At 52.9% G+C, this 16,796-nt stretch carries 15 protein-coding genes; 8 read left to right on the top strand and 7 right to left on the bottom strand.

What is annotated here, in order from left to right:
- Positions 1 to 304: 304 nt before the first annotated feature.
- Together ychF and pth are read right to left on the bottom strand one after the other, a co-directional pair.
- The gene (ychF, locus tag WC7_RS12790) at positions 305 to 1,399 is read right to left on the bottom strand and encodes a redox-regulated ATPase YchF (RefSeq protein ID WP_016153303.1); all 1,095 of its coding nucleotides are present in this window, start codon (positions 1,397 to 1,399) and stop codon (positions 305 to 307) included.
- Between the two features lie 115 nt (positions 1,400 to 1,514).
- Complete coding sequence (pth, locus tag WC7_RS12795) at positions 1,515 to 2,099, bottom strand: aminoacyl-tRNA hydrolase (RefSeq protein WP_016153302.1); 585 nt, start codon at positions 2,097 to 2,099, stop codon at positions 1,515 to 1,517.
- Between the two features lie 274 nt (positions 2,100 to 2,373).
- Between pth and ychH the strand changes: the two genes are divergently transcribed.
- Positions 2,374 to 2,655 (top strand): stress-induced protein YchH, encoded by a 282-nt coding sequence (ychH, locus tag WC7_RS12800; RefSeq protein WP_016153301.1) that lies wholly within the window; start codon positions 2,374 to 2,376, stop codon positions 2,653 to 2,655.
- Between the two features lie 124 nt (positions 2,656 to 2,779).
- On the opposite strand, the gene lysC is transcribed toward ychH, so the two are convergent.
- Positions 2,780 to 4,141, bottom strand: coding sequence for a lysine-sensitive aspartokinase 3 (gene lysC / locus WC7_RS12805; RefSeq protein ID WP_016153300.1), 1,362 nt, complete (start codon positions 4,139 to 4,141; stop codon positions 2,780 to 2,782).
- Between the two features lie 611 nt (positions 4,142 to 4,752).
- Here lysC and WC7_RS12810 point away from each other — a divergent pair.
- On the top strand, positions 4,753 to 6,138 hold the full coding sequence (locus WC7_RS12810; RefSeq protein WP_019076946.1) for a diaminobutyrate--2-oxoglutarate transaminase: 1,386 nt from the start codon (positions 4,753 to 4,755) through the stop codon (positions 6,136 to 6,138).
- Between the two features lie 15 nt (positions 6,139 to 6,153).
- Positions 6,154 to 7,617 carry a pyridoxal phosphate-dependent decarboxylase family protein gene (locus WC7_RS12815; protein ID WP_016153298.1) on the top strand — a complete coding sequence of 488 codons (1,464 nt, stop codon included), beginning with the start codon at positions 6,154 to 6,156 and terminating at the stop codon, positions 7,615 to 7,617.
- Positions 7,618 to 7,714: 97 nt separating this feature from the next.
- Here WC7_RS12815 and dauA read toward each other — a convergent pair whose 3' ends face one another.
- From dauA to lolB, 4 genes are all read right to left on the bottom strand, one after another.
- The gene (gene dauA / locus WC7_RS12820) at positions 7,715 to 9,397 is read right to left on the bottom strand and encodes a C4-dicarboxylic acid transporter DauA (protein ID WP_029139565.1); all 1,683 of its coding nucleotides are present in this window, start codon (positions 9,395 to 9,397) and stop codon (positions 7,715 to 7,717) included.
- Positions 9,398 to 9,521: 124 nt separating this feature from the next.
- Positions 9,522 to 10,469, bottom strand: a complete 948-nt coding sequence (gene prs, locus WC7_RS12825; RefSeq protein ID WP_001518537.1) for a ribose-phosphate diphosphokinase — start codon at positions 10,467 to 10,469, stop codon at positions 9,522 to 9,524.
- A 217-nt stretch (positions 10,470 to 10,686) separates the two neighbouring features.
- The gene (ispE, locus tag WC7_RS12830; protein WP_016153296.1) at positions 10,687 to 11,538 is read right to left on the bottom strand and encodes a 4-(cytidine 5'-diphospho)-2-C-methyl-D-erythritol kinase; all 852 of its coding nucleotides are present in this window, start codon (positions 11,536 to 11,538) and stop codon (positions 10,687 to 10,689) included.
- Positions 11,535 to 12,158 (bottom strand): lipoprotein insertase outer membrane protein LolB, encoded by a 624-nt coding sequence (gene lolB, locus WC7_RS12835; RefSeq protein WP_016153295.1) that lies wholly within the window; start codon positions 12,156 to 12,158, stop codon positions 11,535 to 11,537. The genes ispE and lolB overlap by 4 nt, the downstream gene beginning before the upstream one ends.
- A gap of 211 nt (positions 12,159 to 12,369) precedes the next feature.
- Between lolB and hemA the strand changes: the two genes are divergently transcribed.
- Genes hemA through sirB1 form a run of 5 tightly spaced genes read left to right on the top strand, consistent with a single transcriptional unit; the run spans position 12,370 to position 16,784 of the window.
- Positions 12,370 to 13,626, top strand: a complete 1,257-nt coding sequence (gene hemA / locus WC7_RS12840; RefSeq protein ID WP_016153294.1) for a glutamyl-tRNA reductase — start codon at positions 12,370 to 12,372, stop codon at positions 13,624 to 13,626.
- A 41-nt stretch (positions 13,627 to 13,667) separates the two neighbouring features.
- Positions 13,668 to 14,750, top strand: coding sequence for a peptide chain release factor 1 (prfA, locus tag WC7_RS12845; RefSeq protein ID WP_016153293.1), 1,083 nt, complete (start codon positions 13,668 to 13,670; stop codon positions 14,748 to 14,750).
- Positions 14,750 to 15,583 carry a peptide chain release factor N(5)-glutamine methyltransferase gene (prmC, locus tag WC7_RS12850; RefSeq protein WP_016153292.1) on the top strand — a complete coding sequence of 278 codons (834 nt, stop codon included), beginning with the start codon at positions 14,750 to 14,752 and terminating at the stop codon, positions 15,581 to 15,583. Before prfA ends, prmC begins: the two co-directional genes overlap by 1 nt.
- Entirely contained in the window at positions 15,580 to 15,972 is a 393-nt protein-coding gene (gene sirB2 / locus WC7_RS12855) for an invasion regulator SirB2 (protein ID WP_016153291.1), read from the top strand. Before prmC ends, sirB2 begins: the two co-directional genes overlap by 4 nt.
- Before the next feature lie 2 nt (positions 15,973 to 15,974).
- Entirely contained in the window at positions 15,975 to 16,784 is an 810-nt protein-coding gene (gene sirB1, locus WC7_RS12860; protein ID WP_003020775.1) for an invasion regulator SirB1, read from the top strand.
- Positions 16,785 to 16,796: the final 12 nt, after the last annotated feature.

Raw genomic sequence — 16,796 nt, 5'->3', positions numbered from 1 at the left:
AGTTCATCAGCCTGCTCAGCGAGTTGAAATCATTGAGACAATGGAGTTTTTCTTTCAGCTTGGCAGTGCGGCATTCGTATCAGTGAACCTAACGGGGCCTTGTTTGTTTATTATACCGTTATCGTACCCACTAAAAATGAAGATGGCAGAATGTTGTGCTCATTCATGTACTCATTTTTGACAGCGTTGTTACGAGATGAATTGAGACATTGTGAAATGAAAAATCCACGCAATTGCGTGGATTTTATAGGATTTTGCCGTTGTTATGAGATTCAGTGAAACCTCATGAGACAGCAAATTTTATTTAGACGTTGAACAGGAAGTTCATCACATCGCCATCTTTAACGATGTAATCTTTACCTTCTGCACGCATCTTACCGGCTTCTTTCGCGCCTTGTTCACCTTTATAGGTGATGAAATCTTCAAACGCGATGGTTTGTGCGCGGATAAAGCCTTTCTCGAAGTCAGTATGAATTTTACCCGCCGCCTGCGGAGCCGTTGCGCCAACAGGAATGGTCCATGCACGAACTTCTTTCACGCCAGCGGTGAAGTAGGTCTGCAGGTTCAGCAGTTCGTAACCAGCGCGGATTACGCGGTTCAGACCAGGTTCTTCCAGACCCATTTCAGCCATGAATTCTTCACGGTCAGCATCATCGAGTTCTGCGATGTCAGCTTCAACGGCAGCGCAAACTGCAACAACCACGGAGCCTTCAGCTGCGGCGATTTCACGCACTTTATCGAGGTATGGGTTGTTTTCAAAACCGTCTTCGTTGACGTTGGCGATATACATCGTTGGCTTCAACGTCAGGAAGCTCAGGTATTTGATAGCCGCTTTGTCTTCATCGGTCAGTGTTTTCAACGCACGCAGCATGCCAGCGTTTTCCAGCTGTGGCAGGCATTTTTCCAGTGCAGCCAGTTCCGCTTTAGCGTCTTTATCGCCGCCTTTAGCCTTCTTCTGTACGCGATGGATAGCGCGCTCACAGGTATCCAGGTCAGACAGCGCCAGTTCGGTATTGATAACCTCAATGTCGTCAGCCGGATCCACTTTGTTATTAACGTGGATGATGTTGTCGTTTTCAAAGCAGCGAACCACGTGGCCGATAGCTTCGGTTTCACGGATGTTCGTCAGGAACTGGTTACCCAGACCTTCGCCTTTGGACGCGCCTTTTACCAGACCGGCAATGTCGACGAATTCCATCGTTGTTGGCAGGATACGCTGCGGTTTGACGATTTCGGCCAACTGATCCAGACGCGGATCGGGCATCGGGACAACACCTGTGTTCGGCTCGATAGTACAGAACGGGAAGTTTGCCGCTTCAATACCCGCTTTTGTGAGCGCGTTGAACAGGGTGGATTTGCCTACGTTTGGCAAACCGACGATACCGCATTTGAATCCCATGTTTAAATCACCTTAATCTTTTGATATTCAACCTGTTATGGAAAACAGATTGTAGAAAAGTAAATAACTCTGCCTATTATACACAGCACGCGAGAAAAATGCCGCACATCGCTGCTTATTGCGCTTTAAAGGTGTGTAACCGGCTCGTTGCCTTGGTCAGGCCATCTTTGAATAAAATCTCGGTACAACGTGCCGCTTCGTCAATTGCTTCATCAATTAACTTCTGTTCTGAAACAGGCGGTTTGCCTAAAACAAATCCGACAACTTTGTTTTTATCACCCGGATGACCAATTCCCACGCGTAAACGATGAAAGTTGGGGTTATTGCCCAACTTGCTGATGATGTCTTTCAGGCCATTATGTCCGCCATGACCGCCACCGAGCTTAAATTTTGCCACGCCAGGCGGCAGGTCTAATTCGTCATGCGCGACCAAAATTTCATCGGGGTTGATACGATAAAAACTGGCCATCGCACCCACGGCCTTGCCGCTGAGATTCATAAATGTGGTCGGTACCAGCAAACGGACATCTTCCCCTTCGAGCGTTACTCTGGAGGTGTAGCCGAAGAATTTCGGCTCATCACGCAAAGGGGCGCGTAATCTCTCTGCCAGTAAATCGACATACCATGCGCCTGCGTTGTGTCGCGTTGCCGCATACTCTGCGCCGGGGTTCGCCAGGCCGACAATCAATTTAATCGTCACGTGTTTTGTCCTGAGTGTTTCCATAAACGACGTGTAGTTTACTGTCTGACGCTGCTCTTGACAAAAAACTGCGTACTAATCGCCAAAAGCTGAATAATTGCACAAATGGACTATTAGAAATTGAGTATGTTCAGTAGCTTATTTGTAAAGTTTTGTTGCGCGAGTGTTTGTAATTGTGATCGCTCCCGCACTTGCGAACGGCAGTGTTGTCTATACTTTACACATAAGGATTAGGGGTATTCCCTGTAGCAACCCAAAGTTCCGGAGGTGACACATGAAACGCAAAAACGCTTCGTTACTCGGTAACGTGCTCATGGCTTTAGGGTTGGTGGTGATGGTGGGGGGGGTTGGTTACTCTATTTTAAACCAATTGCCGCAATTTAATCTGCCACAGTTTTTCGCACATGGTGCCGTGCTCAGTATTTTTGTAGGTGGTGTTCTGTGGTTGGCGGGAGCCAGAGTGGGCGGGCACGAGCAAATCAGTGACCGTTACTGGTGGGTACGCCATTATGACAAACGCTGTCGTCGCGGTGATACCACTCATCGTCATAACTAAATCGTTTCCCGGCAGAGAGGGCTGCGGTTTGAATACAAAGTCCTGGTTGAAAAACCAGGACTCTGCTTGTTCATTATCCTTGCATAGAACGCACTTTTATATTCGCTACGGAATATAAGAAACGTTATTCGAATAACCGATAATGTAACGTTTTAACCGCGCTATCCGCGTCTTCAGCGGGCAACAGGAAACACAGGTTGTCATTTGACGCGCCGTGGCAAATCATTCGCACAGTTTGCCCTTCAAGCCAGGCAAAAACGTCTTTGCAAACTCCCGCCGCCTGAGTCAGTCGATTCCCCACCAAAGTGACTAATGCCAGTCCGGTTTCCACTTCCACACGACAGTGGGAGGACAATGCGGTAAACAATGCGCTGGTCAGTATATGATCTTCACCTGAGGTAGCGTGAGTCGCGTCCAGCGCCAGCGCAATACTGTTTTCTGAGGTTGTAACCAAATCCACCGTGACCGCGTGGCGAGCTAAAATGGCGAAGGACTGCGCCAGGAAAGAACCGGACGGTTGTGTCTCCAGACTATGTAATCGCAACAGCGTCTGTTTACGGCGCACGGCAAGCGCACGATAGCGAGGTGGGTTGTCGGTGGTGTTATGCACCAGCGTACCACCGGCAGCCGTATCCTTACTTGAGCCAACAAAGACCGGAATACTTTTGCGCATTGCCGGAAGCAGCGTAGCCGGGTGGAGGACCTTCGCACCGAAGGCGGCCATATCGCTGGCCTCGGAAAATGAGATGTGGTCAATCCGTTTGGCCCGCGGCGCAATGCGCGGATCGGTGGTGTAGATCCCTGCGACATCGGTCCAGATGTCCACGCGTGCGGCGTGAAGCGCCTCACCGAGAAGCGTCGCCGTGTAATCACTACCACCGCGTCCCAGCGTAGTGGTATGCCCTGCGGCATCCCGGCCGATAAACCCCTGGGTCACCATAATCGCTTGCTCAAGACGAGGGCGCAGGTGAGTCTCCACCAGGTGGTGCAGGGTACTGAGTTCGGGTTCGGCGCAGCCGAAACTCGAGTTGGTACGCATCACGCTGCGGGCGTCAAACCACCCGGCCTCGGCATACCGTTCACGTAAGACTTCAGTAAACAGTAAAGAGGACATCAGCTCGCCGTGACTGACCAATTCATCGCTTAGCGCATCAGACCGTGAAACGGTCGCCGTTTGTGCAAGATGGCGGATGTTGTTGAGAAGATTATCGATTTCCGTGCTGATAACGGACGGCTGCTTCAGGCGGGAAATAATGTTGTATTGGATGGCGCGTAAGGTCTCAAGCTTATCTAATTGTTGATGCGTTTCCAGACCTTCAGAAAGCTCGACCAGTAAGTTTGTAACGCCTGCTGAAGCAGACAGCACGACTAAACGGACATCTTGATCAGCAAGGACAATGCTGGAGCTTCGGTTCATCGCATCAAAATCAGCGACGCTGGTGCCGCCAAATTTGGCAACGACGGATGGTGGATAAATGCGAGTCATAACAATCTCATATCAGGGCGCCATAAAAGTATGGCTAGAAAATTTTCATTCTCGGCATAAGGGGAAACGGTGTTCGCCTTACGAAATGTCCGCCCGCGAACATTTCTGCTGACAACCCAGGGAATTCCTGTTGTCGAAAACGCGTGTCGCCTGTACGCGTTACCGGGTGCTGCGCATTAATTTTATTTACATAGCCTGCAAATAAGCGCGCCATACTAAGTGATTTATATTTAGGGATCGACTTTTTTATTCGATTTATCGACAAATAAGTGAAAAATCATGTCGTAACAAGAAAACGCGTACATTATTAATGGTAAAAACGTGTAAAAAAATAATAAAAACATGAAAATTCCATGGTTTTTATAACATCGTATGCGTTGCAATTGGCTACGGTAATTGTTAATTAAATAGATATATTTCTTTAGGATTTCGTAATGAAGGGTGGCTGTTACACTTTGAATTATAAAGAAAAAACACCTGCTAAATGTGTTGAAAAATAAATGATTGAGTCCAGGGCTAAAACAACATATATTAGCCGCGCTTTTTTACAGGTAACCCTTATAACCATTTATTCAATCAGGCGTTAATCTACACCTGGTTGTAGGAGTGATATGATGACGGATAAAGTCCGTATTGATACTTTAAGTGCTAATTCATTACCACAGAGCAATGATACCTTTTTAGCAAGACAGGCTGAGTTTGAATCTAATGTCCGCAGCTATCCACGTAAACTGCCATTAGCGATTGCTAAAGCGCAGGGCGTCTGGATTACTGACGTAGAAAATAATCAATATCTTGATTGCCTGGCAGGTGCCGGAACCCTGGCGCTTGGTCATAATCATCCTGAAGTGCTGCAGAGCATTCAAAGTGTCATCACAAGCGGCTTACCGTTACATACGCTTGACCTTACCACACCGTTAAAAGATGAATTCTCATCGTATTTACTTTCTTTATTACCGGGCCAGGGCAAAGAGTATTGCCTGCAGTTCACCGGGCCGTCCGGTGCCGATGCCGTTGAAGCGGCGCTGAAGCTGGCGAAGAAAGTTACCGGCCGTTCCAGCATCATCAGCTTCTCCGGTGGCTACCATGGGATGACCCACGGCGCGCTGTCCGTGACCGGCAACCTGTCGCCGAAAGAAGCCGTCAGCAACATGATGGCGGAAGTGCAGTTTATGCCGTATCCGCATCAGTACCGTTGCCCGCTGGGTATCGGCGGCGACGCTGGCGTCAAAGCATTGACCTACTACTTCGAAAACCTGATCAACGACGTTGAGAGCGGCGTGCGTAAACCGGCTGCCGTGATCCTCGAAGCGGTGCAGGGCGAAGGCGGGGTAAACCCGGCTCCGATCGAGTGGCTGCAGCGTATTCGTAAAGTGACCCAGGAACATGGCATTCTGCTGATTATCGATGAAGTTCAGGCTGGCTTCGCGCGCACGGGTAAACTGTTCGCCTTCGAACACGCCGGTATTGAGCCGGATATCATCGTGATGTCCAAAGCGGTTGGCGGCGGTCTGCCACTGGCGGTACTGGGCATTAAAAAGCAGTTCGATGCGTGGGCTCCGGGCCATCACACTGGCACCTTCCGCGGCAACCAACTGGCGATGGCGACCGGTCTGACAACGCTGAAAATCCTCAAAGACGACAAGATTGCCGATAAAGTTGCTGCCCAGGGCGAGTGGCTGAAAGGCAAACTGACTGACCTGCAGAAACGTTACCCGGTTATCGGCCAGGTACGTGGTCTGGGCCTGATGATTGGTCTGGAAATCGTTAAGCCGAACGAAGCGCAGGATCACATGGGCTGCTACCCGGCCGATGGCGAGCTTTCCGCGCTGCTGCAGAAAAAATGTTTCGAAAACGGCCTGATTCTTGAGCGTGGCGGCCGTAACGGTTGTGTACTGCGTCTGCTGCCGTCTCTGTTGATCACCAACGCAGAGCTGGAGATTTTCCTCGATAAATTCGAAAATGCCCTGCTGGGCGCTGGCGTGAAGCCGGTTTAAACGGAGTTGGATCGAATGTCAGACGTAAATCCGATTCTGTCCGGCTCGGCACAAAGCATTGCTGCCTACCAGGACGCTATCGAGCAGAGTACGCAAGCGGTCGTTGAATGGTTGAAGCAGCCTGAGATGTATCAGGGCAAAACCGTTGAGCAACTGCGCGAACGTATCAACCTGAATTTTACGTCTCAGGGCCTGGGCAACCAGGCCGCTATTGAGCGTGCGGTTGAATACTTTCTGAAAGACAGCTTGTTGGTTCACCATGCGCAGTGCGTGGCGCACCTGCACTGCCCGAGCCTGGTGATTAGCCAGGCGGCAGAAGTGTTGATCAACGCCACCAACCAGAGTATGGACTCCTGGGATCAGAGCCCGTCGGCGACCATCATTGAGATCAAACTGATCGAATGGTTGCGTGAGCAGGTGGGCTATGCGGCAGGCGACGCGGGCGTGTTCACTAGCGGCGGCACCCAAAGCAACCTGATGGGCCTGATGCTGGCGCGCGACGCCTTCTTTGCCCGCCAGGGGCATTCCATTCAGCAGAATGGTCTGACCGGCGACCTGAGCAAAATCAAAGTATTTTGCTCTGAAAGCGCGCACTTCTCTGTGCAGAAGAACATGGCGCTGATGGGGCTGGGTTACCGTTCCGTCACCCAGGTGAAGACTGATGCGTTCTCACGCATGGATCTGGCTGACCTGAAAGACAAGCTGGCCCAGGCGAAAGCCAACGGCGAACAGGTGATGGCGATTGTCGCCACTGCTGGTACTACCGATGCGGGTGCGATCGACCCGTTAGCGGACATTGCGGCGCTGGCGGCAGAACACCAGATCTGGATGCATGTGGATGCAGCATGGGGCGGGGCGTTACTGCTTTCTGAGCAGTATCGTCACTTCCTGAACGGCCTTGAACTGGCGGATTCCGTGACGCTGGACTTCCACAAACAGTTCTTCCAGACCATCAGCTGCGGCGCGTTCCTGCTGAAAGACGCGCGTCATTACGAGCTGATGCGTTACCAGGCGGCGTACCTGAACTCTGATTTTGATGAAGAGGCGGGCGTACCGAATCTGGTGTCGAAATCGCTGCAGACCACGCGCCGTTTTGACGCGCTGAAGCTGTGGATGGGTCTCGAAGCGCTGGGCAAAAAGCAGTATGCCGAAATCATTGATAACGGCGTAACGCTGGCGCGTGATGTGGCTGCGTTTGTGAAAACTCAGCCACACCTGGAACTGGTGATGGCGCCGCAGCTGGCAAGCGTGCTGTTCCGTTTCCGTCCGCACAGTGACGACATGACGTTCGTTGCGCTGTTGAACCAGCGTATTGGCGACGTTCTGCTGGCTTCTGGTAGCGCCAACGTTGGCGTGACCGAAGCGGATGGCGTAACCTGCCTGAAGCTGACGCTGCTGAACCCAACGGTGTGTCTGGAGGATGTCAAAGTCCTGCTGGCAAGCGTGAAAGCGACAGCTGAGCAACTGCTGAACGCGTAAGCAATAAGCTGATTATAAAAATGGCTCCCACACACGGGAGCCATTTTTTTGCCTGTCATTTGTAGTCCGGCGGCGCTTCGCCTGGCTGGGCTACACGTCAGCTGATATCTGCCAGCGCGGCGTCTTTATTCGGGAAGAACGTCAGGCGTCCGGCAATCGGCTGAATGCCCGCGCGCGCCATGGTACGTAACGGCTGGAATTCCAGATTACTGATCCGCAGTTCACACCCTTCCGGGAGGCGTTTTACAAAACGCTGGAAAGCGTCCAGACCACCGGCATCCAGTACCGGGACCGCGTCCCACTTCAAGACCACGATACGTTTACCTGCGATACGCGATTCGAGATCGGTAAATAATCCCTCCGCAGCGGCAAAGAAAAGTGGGCCAATAACGCGCAGCACCAGCACATCGTCAGGTACGTCTACGTTGACCGGCGCCAGACGCGTCATGCGCGCGATACGACGCATAAACAGCAGGGAGGCGAGAACGATACCGACGCTGATGGCGATCACCATGTCGAATAGCACCGTCAGCGACATACACATAAGCATGACAATGATGTCGTCTTTTGGCGCATGACGCAGCAGATCCACCACTTTATGCGCTTCACTCATGTTCCATGCCACCATCAGCAGCAGGGCGGCCATGGCGGAAAGCGGTAACCAGGAAAGCAGCGGCGCAAGCACCAGCAGGGCGAGGATCACCAGAATCGCGTGGATGACCGCTGAAATTGGTGAGGTCGCCCCGGCGCGGACGTTTGCCGCAGAACGGGCAATTGCCGCCGTGGCGGTGATACCACCGAAGAACGGTGCCACTATGTTACCCAGGCCCTGGCCAATCAGCTCACTGTTGGCTTTATGCTTGGTGCCGGTCATCCCATCGAGCACGACGGCGCACAGTAGAGATTCAATCGCCCCGAGCATCGCCATGGAGAAGGCGGCCGGTAACAGCGCCTGTAACGAACTCCAGCTCAGGGTAAAGTTTGACTCCGGCATGTCCCACGGTAATACCAGTTGCGGCAGCAACTGCGGGATACCGTTACCCTGCGAGCCGTCAGCCAGAATGTAGTGGAACTGAGAACCGATGGTAGCGACATGGCCGCCGGTCAGGTTCACAATCCCCATTACCGCACAGCCTGCCAGCAGTGCAGGAAGGTGGCCCGGCAGTCGGATCCCCAGGCGCGGCCAGAAAATCAGGATCCCCAGTGTCACCACGCCAATTGCGGCATCGCCAACGTTGAGGGTTGGCAGGGCCATAAACAGCGCGCCGACCTTTTGCAGGTAGTGCTCCGGGACATGGGCCATTTGCAGACCGAGAAAATCTTTAATCTGCATGGTACCGATGGTGATACCAATACCCGATGTAAAACCTAACGTAACGGATACCGGGATATATTCGATCAGGCGACCAAAACGGGCGAGGCCGAAAAGGATCAGGAATATCCCGGACATTAGCGTTGCGACCAGCAGGCCTGCCAGCCCAAACTGTTGCGACACCGGATACAGAATCACCACGAAGGCGGCGGTTGGGCCAGATACGCTAAAACGTGAACCCCCGGTAAGGGCGATAACAATCCCAGCCACGGCTGAGGTATACAAGCCGTACTGCGGCGCCACGCCACTGCCTATTGCCAGGGCCATCGCCAGCGGAATGGCAATGATCCCAACGGTTATCCCGGCGATCAGGTCGCGGGTAAAGCGAGAAGCGGTATATTTTTCTTTCCAACAAGCGTCGATGAGGGCGCGGAAAGGCATCACATGTGAGGAAAATAATCTGTTCACAATAATGTTTCATCCATGAGCGCATCATCTGTCAACTAAATGGCAGGTGAAGGAGGCATAAGTCATACAAATAGATGTTGCAGATAAAAAAACCCGCCGCAGCGGGTTTTTGAGCCGGGCTCGATTAATGCTCGAACATAGCAGAGATGGATTCTTCGTTGCTGATACGACGAATCGCTTCGGCCAGCATACCCGACAGGGTCAATGTACGCACGTTTGGCAGTGCTTTGATTTCGTCAGTCAGTGGAATAGTGTCACAGACAACGACTTCATCAATCACTGAATTGCGCAGGTTGTTTGCCGCATTACCTGAGAAGATCGGGTGGGTAGCGTAAGCAAATACGCGTTTTGCACCACGTTCTTTCAGTGCTTCTGCTGCTTTACACAGCGTACCGCCAGTATCGATCATATCATCAACCAGCACGCAGTCACGACCTGCAACGTCACCAATAATGTGCATCACCTGAGAAACGTTCGCGCGCGGGCGTCGTTTGTCGATGATAGCCATGTCGGTATCGTTCAGCAGTTTAGCGATAGCGCGGGCACGCACGACGCCACCGATGTCCGGAGAAACCACAATCGGGTTGTCCAGATTCAGCTGCAGCATGTCTTCTAACAGGATCGGGCTACCGAATACGTTATCAACCGGTACGTCAAAGAAGCCCTGGATCTGTTCAGCATGCAGGTCAACGGTGAGGACGCGGTCAACGCCAACGCTGGACAGGAAATCAGCGACGACTTTAGCAGTAATCGGTACACGAGCGGAACGTACGCGACGATCCTGACGTGCATAGCCGAAGTAAGGAATAACGGCGGTGATACGGCCTGCGGAAGCACGGCGCAGCGCATCAACCATAACGACCAATTCCATCAGGTTGTCGTTAGTAGGGGCACAAGTGGACTGGATGATGAAAATATCACCACCGCGTACATTTTCATTAATTTGTACGCTGACTTCGCCGTCGCTAAAGCGACCTACAGCGGCGTCGCCGAGTGAAGTGTACAGGCGGTTGGCAATACGTTGTGCTAGTTCCGGGGTGGCGTTACCAGCAAAAAGCTTCATATCAGGCACGAGAAGAACCTCAGGCATGCGTCCATTGGTGGAAAGAATCTGCCGAAAACTGTGCGGGCCAGGCAGTATCCTCTCCATGCGGTGTATTAAAGAGCGCGATGCAACGTCTGGAACAGGGTGACGTTGTCACCGCAACTCAGCTTGCCCGGCTTACTCGTCATCTTTCACGTTTCATGTGTGCTGGCATATTTCGCCATCTTCCTGAAACCCGAATGATTTAGAGTAACGCTCTGTGCAATGGGGAGAGGTTGACACCTTTCGCCACAAAGCCTTTGAGCCATTCCGGGGCTTGCTCAAGCACCTGGCGAGCACGAGACTCAGTGTCAAATTCAGCAAAGACACAAGCCCCTGTACCAGTCAGGCGCGACGGCGCGTATTCTAACAGCCAGGAAAGCGCCGCATCAACCTCGCGAAAACGTTTTCTTGCGATAACCTCGCAATCATTGCTGAATTCACATTTTAGTAACGTTTTTATTGACCTTTTTGGCGTGTTGCGCGGGAGGTCGGGATCTTTAAAAATCACTGGCGTCGGAATACTGACTCCCGGGTGGGCGACCAGATACCATTTTTCCTCTGGCTCGACCGGGGTCAGAATTTCACCTACGCCTTCAGCAAAGGCCGCATGGCCGCGCACGAATACGGGAACGTCCGCCCCCAGCGTTAAGCCGAGTCCTGCCAGTTCATCAACCGAAAGTCCGCACTGCCAAAGGTGATTCAGCGCCACCAGGACGGTAGCCGCATTCGACGAACCTCCGCCAAGACCGCCGCCCATCGGCAGGCGTTTTTCGATACTGATGTCGGCGCCGCTCCCTTTGGGAAGGCGATCGCTTTCAGACGCCGCCTTCATCAGCAAGCGCGCCGCACGGACAATGAGATTGTCTTCATGTGCAACGCCTTCCACCGGCGTTAACAGGCGGATTTCGCCGTCGCCACGCAGCGCAATACCTATCGTGTCGCCATAATCAAGAAACTGGAATAGCGTCTGCAAGGTGTGATAACCGTCCGCACGCTGCCCGGTGATGTATAAAAACAGATTCAGTTTTGCCGGAGAGGGCCAGTGGGTCATCATTTCACAATCCAGTTATCCATTTTCAGCTTAATACGCTGATCGCCGTCGGACAGTTCCATGTTTGCCGGCATCGCAGGCTTAATTTTGCTGTCGTAGGCGCTATAGACCACTTTCCAGTTTTTACCGTCTTTGCTGTAGTTCACTTCACTCAGTCGATACTGGCCGTCGAGTTTGTAATCGCTGGCGTCTCCCGGCAGGCCAAGGATCCACTGGCGCAGGCTGTTCAATGGAATAGGCATGCCGGTCAACTTACCAATCATCTCTTCGGCGTCGTCAGCGGTGTAGTGCTTGCCTTTGTTATCGACAAGTTCGACGTTGCCCGGCTGGGCATTGAGTTCCAGTTCAGTGCTGCCCAGGGGATTGGTCAGCAGGAGACGGTAGCGATCCTGTCCGGTTTGTTGCCAGAAAAAGCGGGCATAGACTTTCTGTTGATCGGAAATATACGCAAACGCACCGCGCGTCTGATATTGGTTCAGGGCGCGTACTTCCTGCTGGTGCTGGCGCCACTGTGGAGAGTCAGGGCTTTTGCCGGGACCTTTCGGCGCGTTGAGCGTACAGGCGGTAAGAGCCAGGGCCGCCAACGGCAGCAGGCGAATCAGGCGAAAATCAGGCAGGGTCATAATGATGACAAATCCTTGAGATACGTTGCAGTTATAACTCTTAATGCTAGCGCCGCCATCATACATCGTCTACGTTCAAGTTATCTTAAATCGCTCAAATTTGTGCACTAAGCTATTACTCCAAAAGGGGGCAGTCTCTTTTATTGACCGCACGCATCCTGTATGATGCACCCAGTCTAACCTTATCAACGCTGGTACTATTCCCGCACACATGACCCTTTTAGCGCTTGGTATTAACCATAAAACGGCACCTGTATCGCTGCGAGAACGCGTAACGTTTTCGCCGGATACGCTCGATCAGGCGCTGGACAGCCTGCTTGCGCAGCCAATGGTGCAGGGCGGGGTGGTGCTGTCGACGTGTAACCGTACGGAACTGTATCTCAGCGTTGAAGAGCAGGATAACCTGCAAGAAGCGCTGGTTCGCTGGCTGTGCGATTACCATAATCTTAATGAAGAAGACTTGCGCAATAGCCTGTACTGGCACCAGGACAACGACGCCGTCAGTCATTTGATGCGTGTTGCCAGCGGTCTGGATTCGCTGGTGCTTGGTGAACCGCAGATTCTGGGGCAGGTGAAAAAAGCTTTTGCGGATTCGCAAAAAGGTCACCTGAACGCCAGTGCGCTGGAACGCATGTTCCAGAAATCATTCTCTGTCGCTAAACGTGTACGAACAGAAACAGACATCGGTGCCAGCGCCGTGTCCGTAGCTTTTGCCGCCTGTACGCTGGCGCGGCAGATATTTGAATCGCTCTCCACGGTGACCGTGCTGTTAGTGGGCGCAGGCGAAACCATTGAGCTGGTGGCGCGACACCTGCGTGAGCATCAAGTGAAGAAGATGATCATCGCCAACCGTACCCGCGAGCGGGCGCAAGTGCTGGCGGATGAAGTCGGCGCCGAAGTGATTTCGCTGAGTGATATCGACGCGCGTTTACAGGATGCCGATATTATTATCAGTTCTACCGCCAGCCCGCTGCCGATTATCGGCAAAGGAATGGTGGAGCGCGCGCTTAAAAATCGCCGTAATCAACCTATGCTGCTGGTGGATATCGCCGTACCGCGCGATGTCGAGCCGGAAGTGGGTAAGTTGTCCAACGCCTATCTGTACAGCGTTGACGACCTGCAAAGCATCATTTCGCATAACCTGGCCCAGCGCAAAGCGGCGGCCGTGGAAGCCGAAACCATTGTGGCGCAGGAAACCAGCGAATTTATGGCCTGGCTACGCGCTCAGGGCGCAAGTGAAACTATCCGCGAGTATCGCAGTCAGTCAGAACAGATCCGTGATGAACTGACTGCCAAAGCGTTGGCCGCTCTTCAACAGGGTGGTGATGCGCAAGCCATTATGCAGGATTTGGCCTGGAAACTGACCAACCGCTTGATCCATGCACCAACCAAATCACTTCAACAGGCCGCCCGTGACGGGGATAGTGAACGCCTGAATATTCTGCGCGACAGCCTCGGGCTGGAGTAGCAGCACACCAATCTTATTTTTTACAGGGTGCATTTACGCCTATGAAGCCTTCTATCGTTGCCAAACTGGAAGCCCTGCATGAACGCCATGAAGAAGTTCAGGCGCTGCTCGGGGATGCGGGTACTATCGCAGACCAGGAACGCTTTCGTGCACTGTCGCGCGAATATGCGCAATTAAGCGATGTATCTCGCTGTTTTACGGACTGGCAACAGGTTCAGGAAGACATCGAGACGGCTCAGATGATGCTCGACGATCCTGAAATGCGTGAAATGGCGCAGGATGAACTGCGTGAAGCAAAAGATAAATGCGAGCAGCTGGAGCAACATCTGCAGGTTCTGCTGTTGCCTAAAGATCCTGATGACGAACGTAACGCCTTCCTCGAAGTGCGTGCGGGAACCGGTGGTGATGAGGCCGCGCTGTTTGCCGGCGATCTGTTCCGCATGTACAGCCGTTACGCTGAATCGCGTCGCTGGCGGGTAGAGATCATGAGCGCCAGCGAAGGCGAACATGGCGGGTTTAAAGAAGTCATTGCCAAAATTAGCGGCGAAGGCGTGTACGGTCGACTGAAATTTGAGTCCGGTGGGCATCGTGTGCAACGCGTACCTGCGACGGAGTCACAGGGCCGTATTCACACTTCTGCCTGTACGGTCGCGGTCATGCCGGAACTGCCGGATGCCGAACTGCCGGACATCAACCCGGCCGATCTGCGTATTGATACCTTCCGCTCATCAGGCGCAGGGGGTCAGCACGTTAACACCACCGACTCCGCAATCCGTATTACCCACTTGCCGACCGGTATCGTAGTGGAATGCCAGGACGAACGTTCGCAGCATAAAAACAAAGCGAAAGCGATGTCGGTGCTGGGGGCGCGAATTCGTGCCGCCGAAGTGGCAAGACGTCAACAGGCAGAAGCCTCTGAGCGTCGCAATCTGTTGGGCAGTGGCGATCGCAGCGATCGCAACCGTACCTATAACTTCCCGCAGGGTCGCGTGACCGATCACCGCATTAACCTGACGCTCTACCGTCTGGATGAAGCGATGGAAGGCAAACTGGATATGCTCATTGAGCCAATTGTCCAGGAATACCAGGCCGACCAATTGGCGGCGTTGTCCGAGCAGGATTAATGGATTATCAGCACTGGCTGCGTGAAGCGATAAGCCAATTACAGGCAAGTGAAAGCCCACGCCGTGACGCCGAGATTTTGCTCGAGTTTGTTACCGGTAAGGGACGCACCTTTATTTTGGCTTTCGGTGAAACGGTATTAACCGAGGCGCAGCGTCAACAGCTCGACACATTACTGGAGCGCCGTCAGCGGGGTGAGCCGGTGGCGCATTTAACCGGCGTGCGGGAGTTCTGGTCACTGCCGCTGTTTGTGTCTCCGGCTACGCTTATTCCTCGTCCGGATACAGAGTGTCTGGTGGAACAGGCGCTAGCTCGCCTGCCGGCCTCAGCGTGCCGCATTCTCGATTTGGGAACCGGCACGGGCGCCATTGCGCTGGCGCTGGCAACCGAACGTCCGGATTGCGCGGTAACGGCGGTTGACCGGATGCCGGATGCCGTTGCGCTGGCCACTCGCAACAAACAGCATCTGGGCATCGACAATGTTTGCGTGCTGCAAAGCAACTGGTTCAGCGCTTTGCAGGGACAGCAGTTTGACATGATTGTCAGCAATCCGCCGTATATCGACGAAGGGGATCCGCACCTGGCGCAAGGCGATGTACGCTTTGAACCTTTGTCGGCACTGGTGGCGGGCGATCGGGGACTGGCGGATATTGTGCATATCATTGACCAGTCTCAGCGCGTGTTAACGCCCGGCGGCTATCTGTTGCTGGAACATGGCTGGCAGCAGGGGCAGGCCGTCCGGGACGTCTTTACTCGTGCGGGTTACCAGACGGTTGAAACCTGCCGTGATTATGGCGGCAACGAGCGAATTACGCTTGGACGCATCCCATCATGAGTACCTTCAGTGTGTTACTCAACATTCATCTCATCAGTATTGCGCTTTCCGTTGGCTTGCTGACGCTGCGTTTTTGGTGGCGTTACACCGACTCGCGTCTTGCCTGCGCACGCTGGACGCGCATTGTGCCACCCGTTGTGGATACCGTTTTATTACTCAGCGGGGTGGCGCTAATGGTTAAAGCGCACATCTTGCCATTCACTGAGCACGGGACATGGCTGACTGAAAAGCTGTTTGGGGTTATCATTTACATCGTTTTGGGTTTTATTGCGCTCGATTATCGTCGGGCGCGCAGTCAGCAGGCGCGATTAGTCGCATTTCCGCTGGCGCTGGTGGTGCTGTACATCATCATTAAACTCGCCACCACAAAAATACCGTTACTGGGGTAAGCATGAGGTCGTTAGCTGATTTCGAATTTAATAAAGCGCCATTGTGTGATGGGATGATCCTGGCGTCGGAGTCTATCCGTCTGGATTTTCCAACACAAACTGTCTATGACGAACTGGAACGTCTGGTCAGTCTGGCGCAAGAAGAAATTAGCCAGCTCCTGTCTCAGGATGAGCAACTGGAAAAACTGCTGGCACTTTTTTACGGCGAATGGGGATTTACGGATACCCACGGCGTCTATCGTCTTTCTGATGCACTCTGGCTTGACCAGGTACTGAAAAATCGGCAGGGTAGCGCCGTGTCTCTGGGGGCGATCTTATTGTGGATTGCCAACAGACTGGAGCTGCCGCTGGTACCGGTGATTTTCCCGACGCAACTGATCCTTCGTATTGAGTCGCTCGATGGTGAAATGTGGCTAATCAATCCATTCAATGGCGAAACGTTAAATGAGCACACGCTGGAAGTGTGGTTGAAGGGGAACATCAGCCCGGTCGCGGAGCTGTTTAACGAAGACCTGGATGAAGCGGATAACGCGGAAGTGATCCGCAAACTGCTCGACACGCTGAAATCATCACTGATGGAAGAGCGGCAAATGGAGCTGGCGCTGCGTGCCAGTGAAGCACTATTGCAGTTTAATCCTGAAGATCCGTATGAAATTCGCGATCGTGGTTTAATATACGCGCAACTCGAGTGCGAACATGTTGCGCTGACAGATTTAAGTTATTTCGTTGAACAGTGTCCGGAAGACCCGATCAGCGAAATGATTCGTGCGCAGATTAATACTATTTCGCACAAACAAATTGTATTGCATTGATTAATGACACTT

The organism is Citrobacter sp. KTE151, from assembly GCF_000398845.1.
GTDB lineage: Bacteria > Pseudomonadota > Gammaproteobacteria > Enterobacterales > Enterobacteriaceae > Citrobacter > Citrobacter braakii.
This window is presented reverse-complemented; position numbering and strand designations above follow the sequence as displayed.

Bases quoted from the DNA above. Each gene is read 5' to 3' on its own strand.
- ychH (WP_016153301.1), top strand. From the start codon at position 2,374: ATGAAACGCAAAAACGCTTCGTTACTCGGTAACGTGCTCATGGCTTTA.
- lysC (WP_016153300.1), bottom strand. From the start codon at position 4,141: ATGACTCGCATTTATCCACCATCCGTCGTTGCCAAATTTGGCGGCACC.
- WC7_RS12815 (WP_016153298.1), top strand. From the start codon at position 6,154: ATGTCAGACGTAAATCCGATTCTGTCCGGCTCGGCACAAAGCATTGCT.
- prmC (WP_016153292.1), top strand. From the start codon at position 14,750: ATGGATTATCAGCACTGGCTGCGTGAAGCGATAAGCCAATTACAGGCA.
- WC7_RS12810 (WP_019076946.1), top strand. From the start codon at position 4,753: ATGATGACGGATAAAGTCCGTATTGATACTTTAAGTGCTAATTCATTA.
- prfA (WP_016153293.1), top strand. From the start codon at position 13,668: ATGAAGCCTTCTATCGTTGCCAAACTGGAAGCCCTGCATGAACGCCAT.
- sirB2 (WP_016153291.1), top strand. From the start codon at position 15,580: ATGAGTACCTTCAGTGTGTTACTCAACATTCATCTCATCAGTATTGCG.
- ispE (WP_016153296.1), bottom strand. From the start codon at position 11,538: ATGATGACCCACTGGCCCTCTCCGGCAAAACTGAATCTGTTTTTATAC.
- hemA (WP_016153294.1), top strand. From the start codon at position 12,370: ATGACCCTTTTAGCGCTTGGTATTAACCATAAAACGGCACCTGTATCG.
- ychF (WP_016153303.1), bottom strand. From the start codon at position 1,399: ATGGGATTCAAATGCGGTATCGTCGGTTTGCCAAACGTAGGCAAATCC.
- lolB (WP_016153295.1), bottom strand. From the start codon at position 12,158: ATGACCCTGCCTGATTTTCGCCTGATTCGCCTGCTGCCGTTGGCGGCC.
- sirB1 (WP_003020775.1), top strand. From the start codon at position 15,975: ATGAGGTCGTTAGCTGATTTCGAATTTAATAAAGCGCCATTGTGTGAT.